Source organism: Pseudomonas sp. 5.2 (assembly GCF_059025405.1).
In genome coordinates, this window is the sequence record NZ_JBYBHH010000006.1 from 248,564 (window position 1) to 262,848 (window position 14,285).

11 protein-coding genes are annotated in these 14,285 nt (G+C 63.3%); 6 read left to right on the top strand and 5 right to left on the bottom strand.

What is annotated here, in order from left to right:
- Positions 1-10 precede the first annotated feature (10 nt).
- From AC5PZ0_RS12060 to AC5PZ0_RS12075, 4 genes are all read right to left on the bottom strand, one after another.
- Positions 11-1,621 (bottom strand): ABC transporter substrate-binding protein, encoded by a 1,611-nt coding sequence (locus tag AC5PZ0_RS12060; protein WP_428625525.1) that lies wholly within the window; start codon positions 1,619-1,621, stop codon positions 11-13.
- Between the two features lie 54 nt (positions 1,622-1,675).
- Positions 1,676-2,713: an ABC transporter permease gene (locus AC5PZ0_RS12065; protein WP_027593221.1), complete on the bottom strand. Its 1,038-nt coding sequence runs from the start codon at positions 2,711-2,713 to the stop codon at positions 1,676-1,678.
- Positions 2,714-2,779: 66 nt separating this feature from the next.
- Positions 2,780-4,390 (bottom strand): ABC transporter substrate-binding protein, encoded by a 1,611-nt coding sequence (locus AC5PZ0_RS12070; protein WP_027593220.1) that lies wholly within the window; start codon positions 4,388-4,390, stop codon positions 2,780-2,782.
- Positions 4,391-4,459: 69 nt separating this feature from the next.
- Positions 4,460-5,614, bottom strand: a complete 1,155-nt coding sequence (locus tag AC5PZ0_RS12075) for a mandelate racemase family protein (RefSeq protein WP_085272840.1) — start codon at positions 5,612-5,614, stop codon at positions 4,460-4,462.
- A 360-nt stretch (positions 5,615-5,974) separates the two neighbouring features.
- On the opposite strand from AC5PZ0_RS12075, the gene AC5PZ0_RS12080 reads away from it, so the two are divergent.
- Together AC5PZ0_RS12080 and AC5PZ0_RS12085 are read left to right on the top strand one after the other, a co-directional pair.
- Positions 5,975-6,700, top strand: coding sequence for an oligogalacturonate-specific porin KdgM family protein (locus AC5PZ0_RS12080; RefSeq protein WP_099454123.1), 726 nt, complete (start codon positions 5,975-5,977; stop codon positions 6,698-6,700).
- Between the two features lie 84 nt (positions 6,701-6,784).
- On the top strand, positions 6,785-7,615 hold the full coding sequence (locus tag AC5PZ0_RS12085) for an NAD-dependent epimerase/dehydratase family protein (protein WP_099429357.1): 831 nt from the start codon (positions 6,785-6,787) through the stop codon (positions 7,613-7,615).
- A 53-nt stretch (positions 7,616-7,668) separates the two neighbouring features.
- Here the strand turns inward: AC5PZ0_RS12085 and AC5PZ0_RS12090 are convergent, their stop codons facing one another.
- Entirely contained in the window at positions 7,669-8,586 is a 918-nt protein-coding gene (locus tag AC5PZ0_RS12090) for a LysR family transcriptional regulator (RefSeq protein ID WP_027593216.1), read from the bottom strand.
- Positions 8,587-8,693: 107 nt separating this feature from the next.
- On the opposite strand from AC5PZ0_RS12090, the gene araD1 reads away from it, so the two are divergent.
- The 4 genes from araD1 to AC5PZ0_RS12110 all read left to right on the top strand — a co-directional run bounded on the left by araD1 (position 8,694) and on the right by AC5PZ0_RS12110 (position 14,279).
- Positions 8,694-9,692, top strand: coding sequence for an AraD1 family protein (gene araD1, locus AC5PZ0_RS12095; RefSeq protein WP_099429359.1), 999 nt, complete (start codon positions 8,694-8,696; stop codon positions 9,690-9,692).
- A gap of 64 nt (positions 9,693-9,756) precedes the next feature.
- Positions 9,757-11,073 carry an MFS transporter gene (locus AC5PZ0_RS12100; RefSeq protein WP_493855034.1) on the top strand — a complete coding sequence of 439 codons (1,317 nt, stop codon included), beginning with the start codon at positions 9,757-9,759 and terminating at the stop codon, positions 11,071-11,073.
- Between the two features lie 27 nt (positions 11,074-11,100).
- Positions 11,101-12,654, top strand: coding sequence for a UxaA family hydrolase (locus tag AC5PZ0_RS12105; RefSeq protein WP_493855035.1), 1,554 nt, complete (start codon positions 11,101-11,103; stop codon positions 12,652-12,654).
- A gap of 44 nt (positions 12,655-12,698) precedes the next feature.
- Positions 12,699-14,279, top strand: coding sequence for an aldehyde dehydrogenase (NADP(+)) (locus tag AC5PZ0_RS12110; protein ID WP_493855036.1), 1,581 nt, complete (start codon positions 12,699-12,701; stop codon positions 14,277-14,279).
- Positions 14,280-14,285 lie beyond the last annotated feature (6 nt).

Consider the following 14,285-nt stretch of genomic DNA (forward strand, 5'->3'; position numbering starts at 1 on the left):
TCGGCAGTGTTCAGCGTTGCTTGTAGACGCCCAGGTAACGGGTCGCCTCGGCGTCGTCGCCGGTGAAGCCCTTGACGTCCACTGCACTGACGGCGGTGTCGGTCATCTGCGAGATCATCATGATCGGGCCGACCTGTTGGTCGTAACGCTGCTGTGCCTGGTGGTACAGGTTCAGGCGCTTGCCGGCGTCACGCTCGACCCCAGCCTGGTCGATCAGCGCATTCAGCTGTTGGTCGAAGAACGATGCGCGCCAGCCCTGGAAGTTGGGCAGCCCGGCGGCATCGCTGTTGTCGGGGTTGTAGACGAAGGTGCGCAGGCTGAAGTACGGGTGCGGGTAGCGTTCGGCCCCACGGGCCACGATCATTTCGAAGTTGCGCGCACGCATGGCGCCGTACACCTGGTTGCCGGTGCCGGTGACGATGCTGGCCTTGATGCCGCCTTCGGCCAGGGTCGATTGCATGCGCGCGGCAATGTCGATGAAGGGCGGTTCGGACAGCGTCCGCAGGGTGGTGCTGAAGCCTTGCGGGTAGCCGGCTTCGCTCAGCAACGCCTTGGCTTTGGCCACATCGAGCCGGTAGCCAGGGTCTGGCAGGCGCGCGTCCAGGCCCAGTTGCATCGGCTGCTGGTTGAGCATGCCGTAATGCGGCATGACCTGTTCGTCGATGCCTTTGTAATCAATCAGGTAACGCACAGCTTCGCGCACCTTCGGGTTGGCGAACTCGGGCTGCTTCATGCTCATCGCCACGTAGTACATGGTGCCGCGCTGCAAGGGCTGCACCTGCAACTGGTCAGAGCGCTCGACGGCTTTGATATCCGGTGCGGCCATGCCGTAGGCGAGGTCCAGGTCACCGCGTTCGAGCATCAGGCGCAGCGATTGCGACTCGGTCATGTGCCGCACCAGCACCCGCTTCATTTTCGCCGGGCCAGCCCAGTAGCCGTCAAAACGGTTCATCACCAACGCATCGTTGGCACTCCACTTGGCCAGCGTGAACGGGCCGCTACCCGCTTCATGGGTGACCAGCCAGGCGGCGCCGAGGTCGCCGTTTTTCTCGTGCTTCAGCACTTCGAGGCGGTCGACGATGACCGCACTGGGCGAGGTCGCCAGCGAGTCGATCAGCAGCAGCGGGTCGGTCGGTTGTGGCAAGTCGACCACCAGGGTCTGTGCATCGGTGGCGCGGATCAGCGCCTGGATGTTGTCGACGTTGTAGCCGTAAGCCTTCCAGGTGGTGGCCAGGCCGAAGTTGAGCTTCATCACCCGGTACAGCGACCAGGCCACGTCCTCGGCGGTCAGCGGGTTGCCGGAATGGAATTTGACGTCGTTGCGCAAATGGAAGGTGATCTGCTTGCCGTCTTCGCTGATGTCCCAGCGGTCGGCCAGCTGTGGCAGGTGTTTTTCCGGGTTGCCCTGGTCGCGCTTGACCAAGGTGTCGTACAGGTTGGCGTTGACCCCGGAGGCATCCAGGCCCGGCGCATTGGCCGGGTCGATGGAAAACAGGTTGACCATGCTCATGCCGACGATCAACTGGTCGGCAGGGGTCTTGGCCTGCACGGCGGCCATCGGCGCCAGGGCCAGGATTGCACCCAGCAGGCTCATGTGCAGCGGGGGAAGTGCAGTCTTCATGTGGGCGTCCTTCTTTTTATAGTTATGCAATGTGTTCACGCAGCCCCTGGGGGCTTAGCGGGTCCTTGGGTCGAACACCTTGTACAGGGCATCGCTGATCAGGTTGAGGGCGACGAAAATCAGGCCGATCACCAGCACGCAGCCCATCACTGCGTTCATGTCACCGAGCATCAGGCTGCTGGTGAGGTATTGGCCAAAGCCCGGCCAGGCGAACACCGTCTCGATCAGCACCGCGCCTTCGAGCAGCGAGCCGTAGGCCAGCGCCACCACGGTCAGCAGTTGCACGAGGATGTTGCGAAACGCATGGCCCCACACCACCTGGCGCCGCGACAGGCCCTTGACCCGCGCCGTGATGATGTATTCCTGCGACAACTGCTCGAGCATGAAGCTGCGCGTCATGCGGCTGATATAGGCCACCGAGTTCAAGCCCAGGATCAGCCCCGGCAAGATGATGTGGCGCAAGGCACTGCTGAACGCCTCCCAGTCACGCGCCAGGGCGGTGTCGATCAGCAGCAGGCCGGTCACGTCCGGGACCATGCCGTCGTAGGCGAGGTCGATACGCCCTGCCCCGCCCGCCCAGCCGAGCCAGGCGTAGAACACCAGCAGGCCCATCATGCCCACCCAGAAAATCGGCGTGGAGTAACCGAACAAAGTGATCACCCGGGCCACATGGTCACCCAGCTTGCCCTGGTTGCTGGCGGCAACCACACCCAGCGGCAGGCCGATGAGGATGCCGAACAGGATCGCCAGCGTGGCCAGCTCGATGGTCGCCGGGAACACCCGCTTGATGTCCTCCAGCACCGGGTGGCCGGTGAGCAGCGCATTGCCGAAATCACCGTGCAGCAAATCGTTGAGGTACAGCCCGAACTGGGTCCAGATCGGCTTGTCCAGGCCCATCGCCTGGTAGACCTGATCATAGGTGGAGCTGTCGGCGTCCGGCCCGACCACGGCCAGCACCGGGTCCAGCGGCATCACCCGACCAATGAAAAACGTCAGCGCCAACAGGCCGAGCAAGGTCACCAGGACCGTGCTGGCGCGTCGGGCAGTGGCAGACACGCGCGTGCCCAGCACAGAGGCAGTCGAAAGCAACATAACAGGCTCCTGAAAAAACGTTCAGCAAACACCGAGGCGTAAGGGGCGCGGGCGCCCCCGTCCCGCTCATCGCGACTTGTAGACGTCTTTGTAACGGGTGGTGGCCGCGCTGTGGGCCTGATAGTTCTGCACGTCGTGGTACAGCACCACGGTGTCGGTCATCTGCGACACCGGCAGAATCGCGCCCACCTGGGCGTCCAGGGACGTCTGGATCTGCTGGTACTGGGCCAACTGCCGCGCCTTGTCCGGTTCCACTTCGGCTTGCTCGATGAGGGTGTTCAACTCAGGGCTGTAGAACGACGTGCGCCAGCCCTGGAAGTTGCTCAGCTTGGCTTCGTCACGGTTGTCCGGGTTGTACACCAGGGTGCGCAAGCTGGAATGCGGATGCCGCTCGGCACCGCCGCCGCCGCGGCCCACCAGGATGTCGAAACTGCGTTCGCGCATGGCGCCGTAGATCTGGTTGCCGGTGCCGGTGACGATGGTGGCCTGGATGCCGGCCTGGGCCAGGGTGGCCTGCAGGCTGGAGGCAATGTTGATGAACGGGGGTTCGGTGAGCACGCGGATGGTGGTCTTGAAACCATTGGGGTAACCGGCTTCTGCCAGCAGTTTTTTCGCTTCGGCAACGTTCAGGCTATAGCCAGGGTCGTCCAGGCGTGCCGGCAGGCCCAGTGGCAGCGGGCGCTGATTGAGCTGGCCGTAATGCGGCATGACGGTCTGGTTGATGCCCTGGTAGTCGATCAGCGAACGCACGGCCTTGCGCACGCGGGCGTCGTCGTAGGGTTTTTGTTTGACGCTCAGCGCCACGTAGTAGAGCGTGCCGCGCTGCACGGTCTCCGTGCGCACCTTGTCGGACTTCTCCAGCGCCTCGATGTCCGGGGCGGACATGCCCTTGGCCAGGTCCAGGTCGCCGCGTTCCACCATCAGCCGCAACGACTGCGATTCGGTCATGTTGCGCATGACGATGCGCTTGAGCTTGGCCGGGCCACCCCAATAGCCGTCGAAACGGCTCATCAGGATCACGTCGTTGGCACGCCAGTCGTTGAGGATGAATGGGCCGCTGCCAGCGGCATGGGTGGTCAGCCAGGCGGCGCCCATGTCGTCGCCCTTCTGGTGCTGCTGAACGACCTTGCGGTCGAGGATGAACGCGCTGGGCGAGGTCGCCAGGGTGTTCAGCACCAACAGCGGGTCGGTCGGCCGCGGCAGTTCGAGGACAAAGGTGTGTTCATCGCTGGCGCGCATGTACTGGGCGACGTTGCCCGCCGTGAAGCCGTAGGCCTTCCAGGTCGAGGCCAGGGCCAGGTTGAGCTTGAGGATGCGCTGCAGTGACCAGGCGACGTCCTCGGCGCTGAACGCGTTGCCGGACTGGAACTTCACGCCTTCGCGCAACTTGAAGGTGAGGGTCTTGCGGTCATCGCTGACCTGCCAGCTTTGGGCCAGCGCCGGCACCAGTTGGTCCGGTTGCTGCGCGTCCTGCACCAGCAGCATGTCGTACAGGTTGGCGTTGACCTCGGAAACGTCCAGCCCGGTGGCACCGGCAGGGTCGAGGGACAACAGGTTGATCATGCTCATGCCGACGATCAACTGGTCGGCCGGCGTCTTGGCGAAAGCAGCAGGTACCGAGGTCATTGCCAGCGATGCAGCAAGGACCCCTGCCCAGAATGTGGGGAGAACGCTCATGTGAGATTGCCTTTTTATAGTTATTGGACTCTCGGGCGGCACGCGAGGGCGCGTGCCGCCATGCACGAATCAGAAGCGTTGCAGCGTGTGGGTCTCGACGTAGTCGAAATCGATCTCTTCACCCAGGCCCGGCAGGTCCGACAGGTGCACGAAGCCGTCCTTGTCCATCGGGTCGACCAGGCGCTTGAGGTAGGCCGGTACTTCGTCGTAGTCGAGGAACGGGTGCAGCAGACCGCGCTCGTACCAGGTGCAGTTCTTGATCGCCCCGACCACGGCCAGGTTGGCTGCGCCGTTGCCGTGGATCTCGCAATCCATGCCAAATGACTCGGCCATGTGCGCCACCTTCAGGCATGGGGCGATGCCACCGACCCCGGCAACCCCGGCACGCAGGATGTCACACACATCGTTCTTGACCCAGCTGGCCCGGCTCAGGTGCTTGCCACCCAGGCTTTCCGGGCCCAGTACCGGGATGTCCAACTGGCTGGACAGCCAGGCATAGGATTCGGCGGAGTCTTCCATCATCGGCTCTTCGAACCAGGCGAAGTCGAGTTTTTCCAGGGCACGGCCGATGGTCAGGGCGTCGGTGCGGCTGTACCAGTGGTAGCCGTCGATCATCAGGGCGATGTCCGGGCCGACTGCCTCGCGCACCGCGGCGCAGGCCTTGATATCCATGCTCACGCTGGGCGCGAACGACACAGGCGGCATCCAGGTGTGCAGCTTGATCGCTTTGTAGCCGCGCTTGACCAGGGTTTCGGCAAAGCGCCCGTATTCCTCAGGGGTCGACAGGCCACCTTCAAGCTCGTCGCCACACATGGTCGAGCCATACGCAGGCACCTTGTCGCGGTAGCCACCAATCAACTTGTGCACCGGCACGTTGAGCTTGCGCCCGGCCCAGTCCCACAAGGCCTGCTCGACCAGCGCCAGGGCGCGATCGGTCAACTGGCTGGCACTGCCGCGCTGCCAGTGGGCGAGGTCGTGCCAGATCTTCTCACGGTCGAAGGCGTTTGCGCCGACCAGCACCTTGCGCACGAAACCGTCGAGCACGTAGGGGCGGATCAGTTCAGGGGCACCCAGTGCATAGCCTTCGTTACCGCATTCGGTGGTGATGCGCAGCAGCGCCATCTTGGCCTGGGTTACGTCACCGGGGTGGGCATGGCCGGCGCTGTCGACAGCACGGCGCGTGGGGTAGGAAAAAACCTGGACGTTTACAGCAGTGATGATCATGGACGTCTGAGCCTTCTTATTGGATTTGTGGCGGGTGAGTCACGCTCTGGAGGTCATCCTACGTCATCATACAACATTTGAAAAGCACCCCTTAAAAACTTTCAAAAATGGCTTTTACGTCTGCTTTTTTACCTCTTTTGGGATCCAGATCGCATTCCAATGGTTGCACTAAAGCCTCTATATCAGGCATTTCAAAGGCTAAATGAAAGGTCATCCGACAACCACTGAAGAAATCGTAGACAACCGAAATGTTGTACGATAACTTTGCCGAATCTGATCGCGGCGCCCTGCCCCTTACCGCATCCGATCGTGACCACCCGCTTCAAAACGACCTCAACAAAAACAAGAAAAGAAGATCGAATGAACACCACACTCCGCACTCTCATTGCTGTCAGTACACTCGGCCTGTCGTTTTATGCCTGCGCAGACTCGGCCAGCATCAACTACCGCCACGGCTACACCGAAGACGACAGCATCCATTCCGACCGGATCAAGCTGAACTACCGGATGGACACTGGCCTGGGCTTCGCCGCCGAGATCAAGTACAAGACCGCCGGCGACCGCGAGGACGTGGCGTACGACAACATGGTCAACAACGGCCATGAGTTCACCGTGGACTACAACTACAAGCTGAGTCCCAAGTCGACCCTTACCCCCGCGTTCCAGATGGACAGCTCCAAGGACGCCACCACCTACAAGTTCGGTTTGAAGTACAACTACAAGATCAGCGACACCTGGTACGTCGCCACCCGTGTGCGGCACGACGCGCGCAACCTCGACCGCGACCAGATCGACCACTCCAAGGCAGACCGCGCCAAGGACAACCAGAACACCACTCGGCTCGAAGGCTGGCTCGGCTACACCCCGAAAGGGCCGTGGGCCTTCGAGTACCAGTACATTTATTTCGACACCGACTACATCCGCTACGACAACAAGAAGAGCGACTACGAGCAGAACCTGATCGTCAAGTACAAGCTCAACAAGCAGTGGGCGCCGTTCATGGAAGTGGGTGACATCAAGGTCAACGCCTACACCGACGACCGCCAGGCCCGCTGGCGCCTGGGCATCCAGTACAACTTCATGTAATGCCGCGCTGCCGGGTGCCTGCCAGGTGGCCCGGCGTTGTCGCCCAACTACCCCCCAACCACCCCTCACGCCAAGGCGCTCGCCATGACCACACCCTCCTCGCCCACCCAGGGCAAACCGTTCAACCGCCTGCTGCTGACCGGCGCCGCCGGCGGGCTCGGGCAGATCCTGCGCGAAGCCCTGCAGGCGCACGCCAACGTCGTACGGGCTTCCGATATCAGTGCGATGGCGCCCGCAGCGGGCGCACATGAAGAAGTGATCAGTTGCAACCTTGCGGACAAGGCCGGTGTACTGGCGCTTGCCCAAGGCGTGGATGCCATCGTCCACTTGGGTGGGATTTCCACGGAGCGTGCGTTCGAAGAGATTCTCGACGCCAATATCCGCGGCACTTTTCATATCTATGAAGCCGCACGCAAGCACGGGATCCCACGGGTGGTGTTCGCCAGCTCCAACCACGTCACTGGGTTTTATCCGCAAGACGAGCAGGTGGATGCGCAGTCTGTGCGTCGCCCAGACTGTTATTACGGGTTGTCGAAATCGTATGGCGAAGACCTCGCCACCTTCTATTTCCACCGTTACGGCATCGAGACCGTGAGCCTGCGCATCGGCTCGTCATTCCCAGAACCGCGCAACATGCGCATGCTCTCGACCTGGCTGAGCTACGCAGACCTTTCGCACCTGGTAGAACGGGCCTTGCTCGCTGAAAACGTTGGCCACACCGTGGTGTATGGCGTGTCGGCCAACCGCGAGCTGTGGTGGGACAACCGCTACGCGGCGCACCTGGGCTTCAATCCGCAGGACAGCTCGGAGCGCTTTCGCGCAAAACTCGAGCAACAGCCAAAACCTGCTACTGACGATGCCAGCGCGCACCTGCAAGGTGGCGCCTTCACCGTCGCCGGCCCATTCGGCGACTGACCCCGCGCTCTGCCACCCTTTAAAGCCCCTTGCACCCGAGCGGTGCAGCGGGCTCATGCCATCAGAATGCTCACCAGCATCTGCGCGGGCCGGCTCAACTCCACGCCCTTGCGCGTGACCACTTCGTACGGCTCGCTGCGCGACTTCAGCTGCAGCGGCAGGCGCACCAGCATGCCATGGTCCAGTGCGACCTTGGCCACATCCCACGGCATCACAGCGAGCAAGCCCGGGTCCTGCAGCAGCATCGACAACGTGGTGAAGGTCGAGGACGTTTCAATCGGGTATTGCGGAAAGCTCAGGCCCGCTTCGCGGAATTCGCGCTCCAACGTCAAGCGCATGGGCATGTTGACTGGGAATACCACCCAGCGTGAACTTGCCAACTGCGCAAGGCTCAAGGTCTCGCTGCCGGCCAGGGCGTGTGCAGGGTTGGCCACCAGCACCAATTGCTCCTGGTGTTTTGGCACACTGTCGTAGGCGGCCGGCCGCGGGCTGACACTGGTCCGGCAGATCACCACGTCCAGGCGGCCCTGGTCGAGCAGGTTGAGCAGGCGGTCGCTGGTGTCCTCAACTACCGACACCGACAGGTCTGGCTGGCTTTCACGCAAGCGCGCCAACCCCTCCACCAATATCGGCACCGCCCCCATGATCGTGCCGACCGACAAACGACCCCCATGGCCCTGCAGAATGCCCAGCATCTCTTCACGCAGGTGTGCCAGGTCGTTACTGATCAGGCGCGCGTAGCGCAGCACGCAACGGCCCAGGTCATTGGCCTCGAGGCCCTTGCTGGTGCGCTCGAACAGCACCGCGCCCAGGGTCGATTCAATCTCGTTGAGGGCTTTTGTCGCCCCCGGTTGGGTGATCGACATGGCCTCGGCCGCTTTATGAATCGAGCCCAGCTCATCCAGGCTGATCAATAACCGCAACTGGCGCAGGCGAAGGCGCGAGGCCATGGAACTCAGGGGTGGCAGCATAGGGGATCACTTAAAGTTATCACGGGGTCAGCAGGTCTCATTAGGCAGCAACGGCGGGGAAAATTAAAGTGACCTGCATCTTCAACAAGAACAACACAGGAACCCGCATGCGCCTGATCCAATTTGAAACCGCACCCGGCCAACGCCACGTCGGCGTGGTCGAAGGCGACCTGATCCAGGTCGTGCGTGATACCCACTCCATGCGTGAGCTGGCCTTGGCTGCGATCCGCAACCACACCAGCCTGGCCGCAGAAGTGCTCGAACGCGGCCTGGACAGCACGCAACACAGTTACAGCCAGGCCCTGAGCGACTGCCGCGTACTGCCCCCGCTGGACCACGAAGACCCAGCCCATTGCCTGATCAGCGGCACCGGCCTGACCCACCTGGGCAGTGCCGCCACCCGCGACAAGATGCACCAGCAAAAAATCGACGATGCGGCGGCGTTGACCGACACCGCGCGGATCTTCCAGTGGGGCATCGAAGGCGGCCGCCCGGCACCGGGCACCGCAGGCGTACAACCGGAGTGGTTCTACAAGGGCGACGGCTCCATTGTGGTCCGCCCTGGCCAGGCCTTGCAGCGCCCGGCCTTTGCTGAAGATGCCGGTGAAGAACCCGAGCTGGCCGGCCTGTATGTGATCGGTGATGATGGCCAGCCCTACCGCCTGGGTTTTGCCATCGGTAACGAGTTTTCCGACCATGTGATGGAACGACGCAACTACCTGTACCTGGCTCACTCCAAATTGCGCAGTTGCGCCTTTGGCCCTGAACTGCGGGTCGGTGAGCTGCCGCGCCACCTCGATGGCATCAGCCGGATTCGTCGCGGCGACCAGGTGATCTGGGAAAAGGCCTTCCTCAGCGGTGAGGACAACATGTGCCACTCGCTGGACAACCTGGAGTATCACCACTTCAAGTACGCCCAGTTCCTGCGCCCAGGCGATGTGCACGTGCACTTCTTCGGCACGGCGACCTTGTCGTTCGCCGACCAGATCAAGCCCGCCGAGGGCGATGTGTTCGAGATCAGCCTGCCTGATTTCGGCGCCCCTTTGTGCAATGGCATTGCCGGGACGCCTTCGGCCATCTCACCTGGCGAGGTGAAGACGCTCTGAACCGACGGCGGCGCAGGGCCGCGCCGCCGCGGCATTTCATAACAATCACAACAGTGAGATGAGCATGAAACACACCCCTTACCCGGCGGCCACAGCCGCCACGGCCAGCACAGACACCGCCAAGCCGACCACCGTGCGCTGGCGGATCTTCTTGATCCTGCTGTTGCTGGCAGCGATCAACTACATCGACCGGGCGTCGCTGTCGGTGGCCCTGCCCTTGATTTCTGCCGAGTTCGAACTCACCCCAGCACTTGAAGGGTTGATCCTCAGCGCGTTCTTCTGGTCCTACGCCCTGATGCAGATCCCGGCCGGTGTGCTGCTCGACCGCTTCCAGGTGCGCAACATCATTGGTGTCGCCACCATCGGCTGGGGCGCCTTCCAGGCGTTGGGCGGCTTTGCCCACAACTGGGTCACCCTGCTGGTCACCCGCATTGGCCTGGGCGTGGCCGAGTCGCCGATCATGCCGGCGGGCGCCAAACTCAACGGTGCTTGGTTGACCCCCAACGAACGTGGCCGCGGCGCCACCCTGGTCGACGGCGGCGCGCCGCTGGGCACAGCGTTTGGCGCGATCATCATCGCCGGGCTGATCACCTGGTTCGACTCCTGGCGCATCGCCTTCATCATCGCCGGTGTCGGCACCGTGGCTGCAGGCATCTGGGCCTGGTGGTACATCCGTAACCACCCCAGCGAACACCCGCAGGTCAACGCCGCCGAACTGGCCTACATCACCCAAGCCAACGACGCCGCGACCCAGGCCAACGGCAACCGCAAGGCGGTACTCAAAGAGCTGCTCAAAAGCCGCTCGGTACTGTGCATGTTCGCCGGCTACGCCTGCTACAACAGCGTGTTCTATGGCCTGCTGACCTGGATGCCAAGCTACCTGCACCAAGCCCACAACCTGGACATCAAGGCCATGGGTGGCGCGACCTTCCTGATCTTCATGTGTGGTTTTGTCGGCGAGCTGGTGGGCGGCTGGATCTCGGACAAGTGGAAAGCCAATGGCGGCCAGCCGAACACGGTCATGCGCAGCATGTTCGCAGGCTCCGCTGCCGTCGCCGCGCTGTGCATCCTGCTGGTGGCCTACACCCCCGATGCTGCACGGGTGATCGCCCTGCTGTGCGTGGCGCTGTTCTTCATCCGCTGGTGCGGCATGTACTGGTGCCTGCCGGCCATTCTCGGCGGTAAATCCAAAGCCGGCGTTCTGGGCGGCAGCATGAACTTCTGCGGCAACATGGTCGGCGTGCTGGTACCGATCCTGATCGGCCTGATCGTGCAGTTCACCGGTTCGTACTTCTTGGCCCTGATCTTCTTCGTGGTCATGGCCTTCGGCCTGATGCTGTTCTCTGGCCTGATCGACTATCGCGAGCGCGGGCTGGCCTGAGCCACGCGCCCTATTGAGGTAACTGTCATGCAACTTATTACAACAACAGGCAGTGAACGCGCTGCCAACGCCGTGATCCGACTCAACCCGCTCGACGACGTGCTGATCGCCCGCCAGGCCCTGCCCGAAGGGTTGCTGCTGGACGAAGGCATCACCGTTCGCCAGCCAATCCCTGCCGGGCACAAGGTGGCGGCGCGCGACATTGCGGCCGGCCAGCCGCTGCGCCGCTACGGGCAGATCATCGGCTTCGCCAGCCAGGCCATCACCGCAGGCGAGCATGTGCACGTGCATAACCTGGCAATGGGTGACTTTGCCCGTGACTACGCCTTTGGTGTCGATGCCCGTGGCGCGCAGGCGCCCAACGACGACACCTTCAGGGGTATCGTCCGGGCCGATGGCCGGGTCGCCACGCGCAACTATGTCGGCATCCTCACCTCGGTGAACTGCTCGGCCACCGTGGCCCGGGCAATCGCCGACCATTTTCGCCGTGACATTCACCCCGAAGCGTTGGCGCCGTACCCGAACGTTGACGGCGTGGTGGCCCTGACCCATGGCGTCGGTTGCGCCGTCGACCCCTCTGGCGAGGCCTTGGCCATGCTGCGCCGGACCTTGGGCGGCTATGCCGTGCATGCCAACTTCGCCTCGGTGCTGCTGATTGGCCTGGGTTGCGAAACCAACCAGATCCCTGAGCTGCTCGCCGCCCAAGGGTTGCAAAGCAGCCACACTCTGCGCACCTTCACCATCCAGGGCACCGGTGGCACCAGCAAGACCATCGCCAGCGGCATTGCCCAGGTCAAGGCGTTGCTCGCCGAAGCCAACCAGGTCGAGCGCCAGCCAGTCAGCGTGCGCCACCTTACCGTGGGCCTTCAATGCGGTGGCTCGGACGGCTACTCGGGCATCACCGCCAACCCTGCGCTGGGCAATGCCGTGGACCGGCTGGTAGCCGCAGGCGGTACCGCGATCCTGTCTGAAACACCCGAAATCTACGGTGCCGAGCACTTGCTGACGCGCCGCGCCGTAAGCCAGCAGGTTGGTGAAAAGCTGATCGCCCGCATCCAGTGGTGGGAAGCCTATTGCCAGCGCATGGGCGCCGAGCTGAACAACAACCCCTCTGCCGGCAACAAGGCCGGTGGCTTGACCACCATCCTGGAAAAATCACTGGGTGCGGTCGCCAAGGCCGGCTCCAGTGACCTGGTGGATGTGTACGAATACGCAGAGCCGGTGCGCGCCCATGGCCTGGTGTTCATGGACACCCCCGGTTATGACCCGATCTCGGCCACTGGCCAAGTCGCCGGGGGTGCCAACTTGATCGCTTTCACCACCGGCCGCGGTTCCGCCTACGGCTGTGCGCCCTCGCCGTCCATCAAGCTGGCGACCAACACGCGGCTGTGGGAAACCCAGGAAGACGACATGGACGTCAACTGCGGCGGCATTGCCGACGGCAGCATGACCATCGAAGAGCGCGGCGAGCACATCTACAAGATGATGCTGCGCATCGCATCGGGGGAGCGCAGCAAGAGCGAACAGCATGGCTACGGGCAGAACGAGTTCGTGCCGTGGCAGATCGGCGCCATTACCTGACTGCTTGCCTTGATGTGCCTGCCTTAACGTTTATCGGAGCCCTCATGACCCAGATCCTTGGTCACAACTACATCGGCGGCCAGCGCTCGGCGCAAGGCAAAACGCTGCTCAAGAGCCTGGATGCCAGCACTGGCGAAGCGCTGCCCGGCGCATTCATTCAAGCCACCGAAGCTGAAGTGGCTGCGGCCGCAACGGCTGCTGCCGCGGCCTTCCCGGCCTACCGCAACCTGCCGGCCGAGCAACGTGCAGTGTTTCTGGAGGCGATTGCCGACGAACTCGATGCACTGGGTGACGCCTTCATCGCCACGGTATGCCGGGAAACGGCCCTGCCCGCCGGCCGAATCCAGGGGGAACGTGCCCGCACCAGCGGCCAGATGCGCCTGTTCGCCACGGTGCTGCGCCGGGGTGATTTTTACGGCGCCCGCATTGACCGCGCGCAGGCGCAGCGCCAGCCGCTGCCGCGCCCGGACATACGCCAGTACCGTATCGGGGTCGGCCCGGTTGCTGTGTTCGGGGCCAGCAACTTCCCGCTGGCGTTCTCGACCGCAGGCGGCGATACCGCATCGGCCCTGGCCGCCGGCTGCCCGGTGGTGTTCAAGGCGCACAGCGGCCACATGGCCACCGCTGAAGGTGTAGCGGATGCCATCTTGCGCGCCGCGGCGCGCAGTGGCATGCCGGCGGGCGTTTTCAACATGGTCTACGGTGCGGGCGTCGGCGAGTGGCTGGTCAAGCACCCGGCCATCCAGGCCGTCGGTTTCACCGGCTCGCTCAAGGGCGGTAACGCGCTGATGCGCATGGCTGCGGAGCGGGCACAACCGATCCCGGTGTTTGCCGAGATGTCCAGCATCAACCCGGTGATCCTGCTGCCTGAAGCGCTGGCTCAGCGAGGTGCTGCACTGGCCCGCGAGCTCGCCGCGTCCGTGACCCTGGGCTGTGGCCAGTTCTGCACCAACCCAGGCCTGGTGCTGGGCATGCGCTCTGCTGCATTCAGCCATTTTGTCGAGCACCTGCAAGCACAAATGGCTGCGCAAGGCGCCCAGACCATGCTCAACGCCGGCACCCTGGCCAGCTACCGCCAGTGCCTACAACACTTGCACGCGCACCCCGGCATCACCCACCTGGCCGGCGCCGAGCAAGGCGAGCGGCAGGCGCAGCCGCAACTGTTCAAGGCCGATGTCAGCCTGCTGCTGAACGGCGACCCGCTGCTGCAGGAAGAAGTGTTCGGGCCCGCGACCCTGGTCATTGAAGTTGAAGATCAGGCGCAACTGAGCGTCGCCGTGCAAGCCCTGCGCGGGCAACTGACCGCCACGGTCATTGGCGAAGCAGCAGAACTGACAGGCTTCAGCTGGTTGAGTGAATTGCTCCAGGACAAGGTCGGCCGCGTGTTGTTCAACGGCTACCCCACCGGCGTCGAGGTGTGCGATGCGATGGTCCACGGCGGCCCATACCCTGCCACCTCGGACGCCCGCGGCACCTCGGTGGGGTCGCTGGCGATCGATCGCTTCCTGCGGCCGGTGTGCTTCCAGAACTACCCTGATGCGATGCTTCCTCCTGCGTTGCAGAACGCCAATCCGCTGGGTATCTGGCGCCTGGTCGATGGTGAGGGCAGCCGCTCAAGCTGCTAAAGGGCC

Excerpts from the sequence above, each read along its gene's own strand:
- AC5PZ0_RS12060 (WP_428625525.1), bottom strand. The coding sequence starts at position 1,621 with ATGAAGACTGCACTTCCCCCGCTGCACATGAGCCTGCTGGGTGCAATC.
- AC5PZ0_RS12065 (WP_027593221.1), bottom strand. The coding sequence starts at position 2,713 with ATGTTGCTTTCGACTGCCTCTGTGCTGGGCACGCGCGTGTCTGCCACT.
- AC5PZ0_RS12070 (WP_027593220.1), bottom strand. The coding sequence starts at position 4,390 with ATGAGCGTTCTCCCCACATTCTGGGCAGGGGTCCTTGCTGCATCGCTG.
- AC5PZ0_RS12075 (WP_085272840.1), bottom strand. The coding sequence starts at position 5,614 with ATGATCATCACTGCTGTAAACGTCCAGGTTTTTTCCTACCCCACGCGC.
- AC5PZ0_RS12080 (WP_099454123.1), top strand. The coding sequence starts at position 5,975 with ATGAACACCACACTCCGCACTCTCATTGCTGTCAGTACACTCGGCCTG.
- AC5PZ0_RS12085 (WP_099429357.1), top strand. The coding sequence starts at position 6,785 with ATGACCACACCCTCCTCGCCCACCCAGGGCAAACCGTTCAACCGCCTG.
- AC5PZ0_RS12090 (WP_027593216.1), bottom strand. The coding sequence starts at position 8,586 with ATGCTGCCACCCCTGAGTTCCATGGCCTCGCGCCTTCGCCTGCGCCAG.
- araD1 (WP_099429359.1), top strand. The coding sequence starts at position 8,694 with ATGCGCCTGATCCAATTTGAAACCGCACCCGGCCAACGCCACGTCGGC.
- AC5PZ0_RS12100 (WP_493855034.1), top strand. The coding sequence starts at position 9,757 with ATGAAACACACCCCTTACCCGGCGGCCACAGCCGCCACGGCCAGCACA.
- AC5PZ0_RS12105 (WP_493855035.1), top strand. The coding sequence starts at position 11,101 with ATGCAACTTATTACAACAACAGGCAGTGAACGCGCTGCCAACGCCGTG.
- AC5PZ0_RS12110 (WP_493855036.1), top strand. The coding sequence starts at position 12,699 with ATGACCCAGATCCTTGGTCACAACTACATCGGCGGCCAGCGCTCGGCG.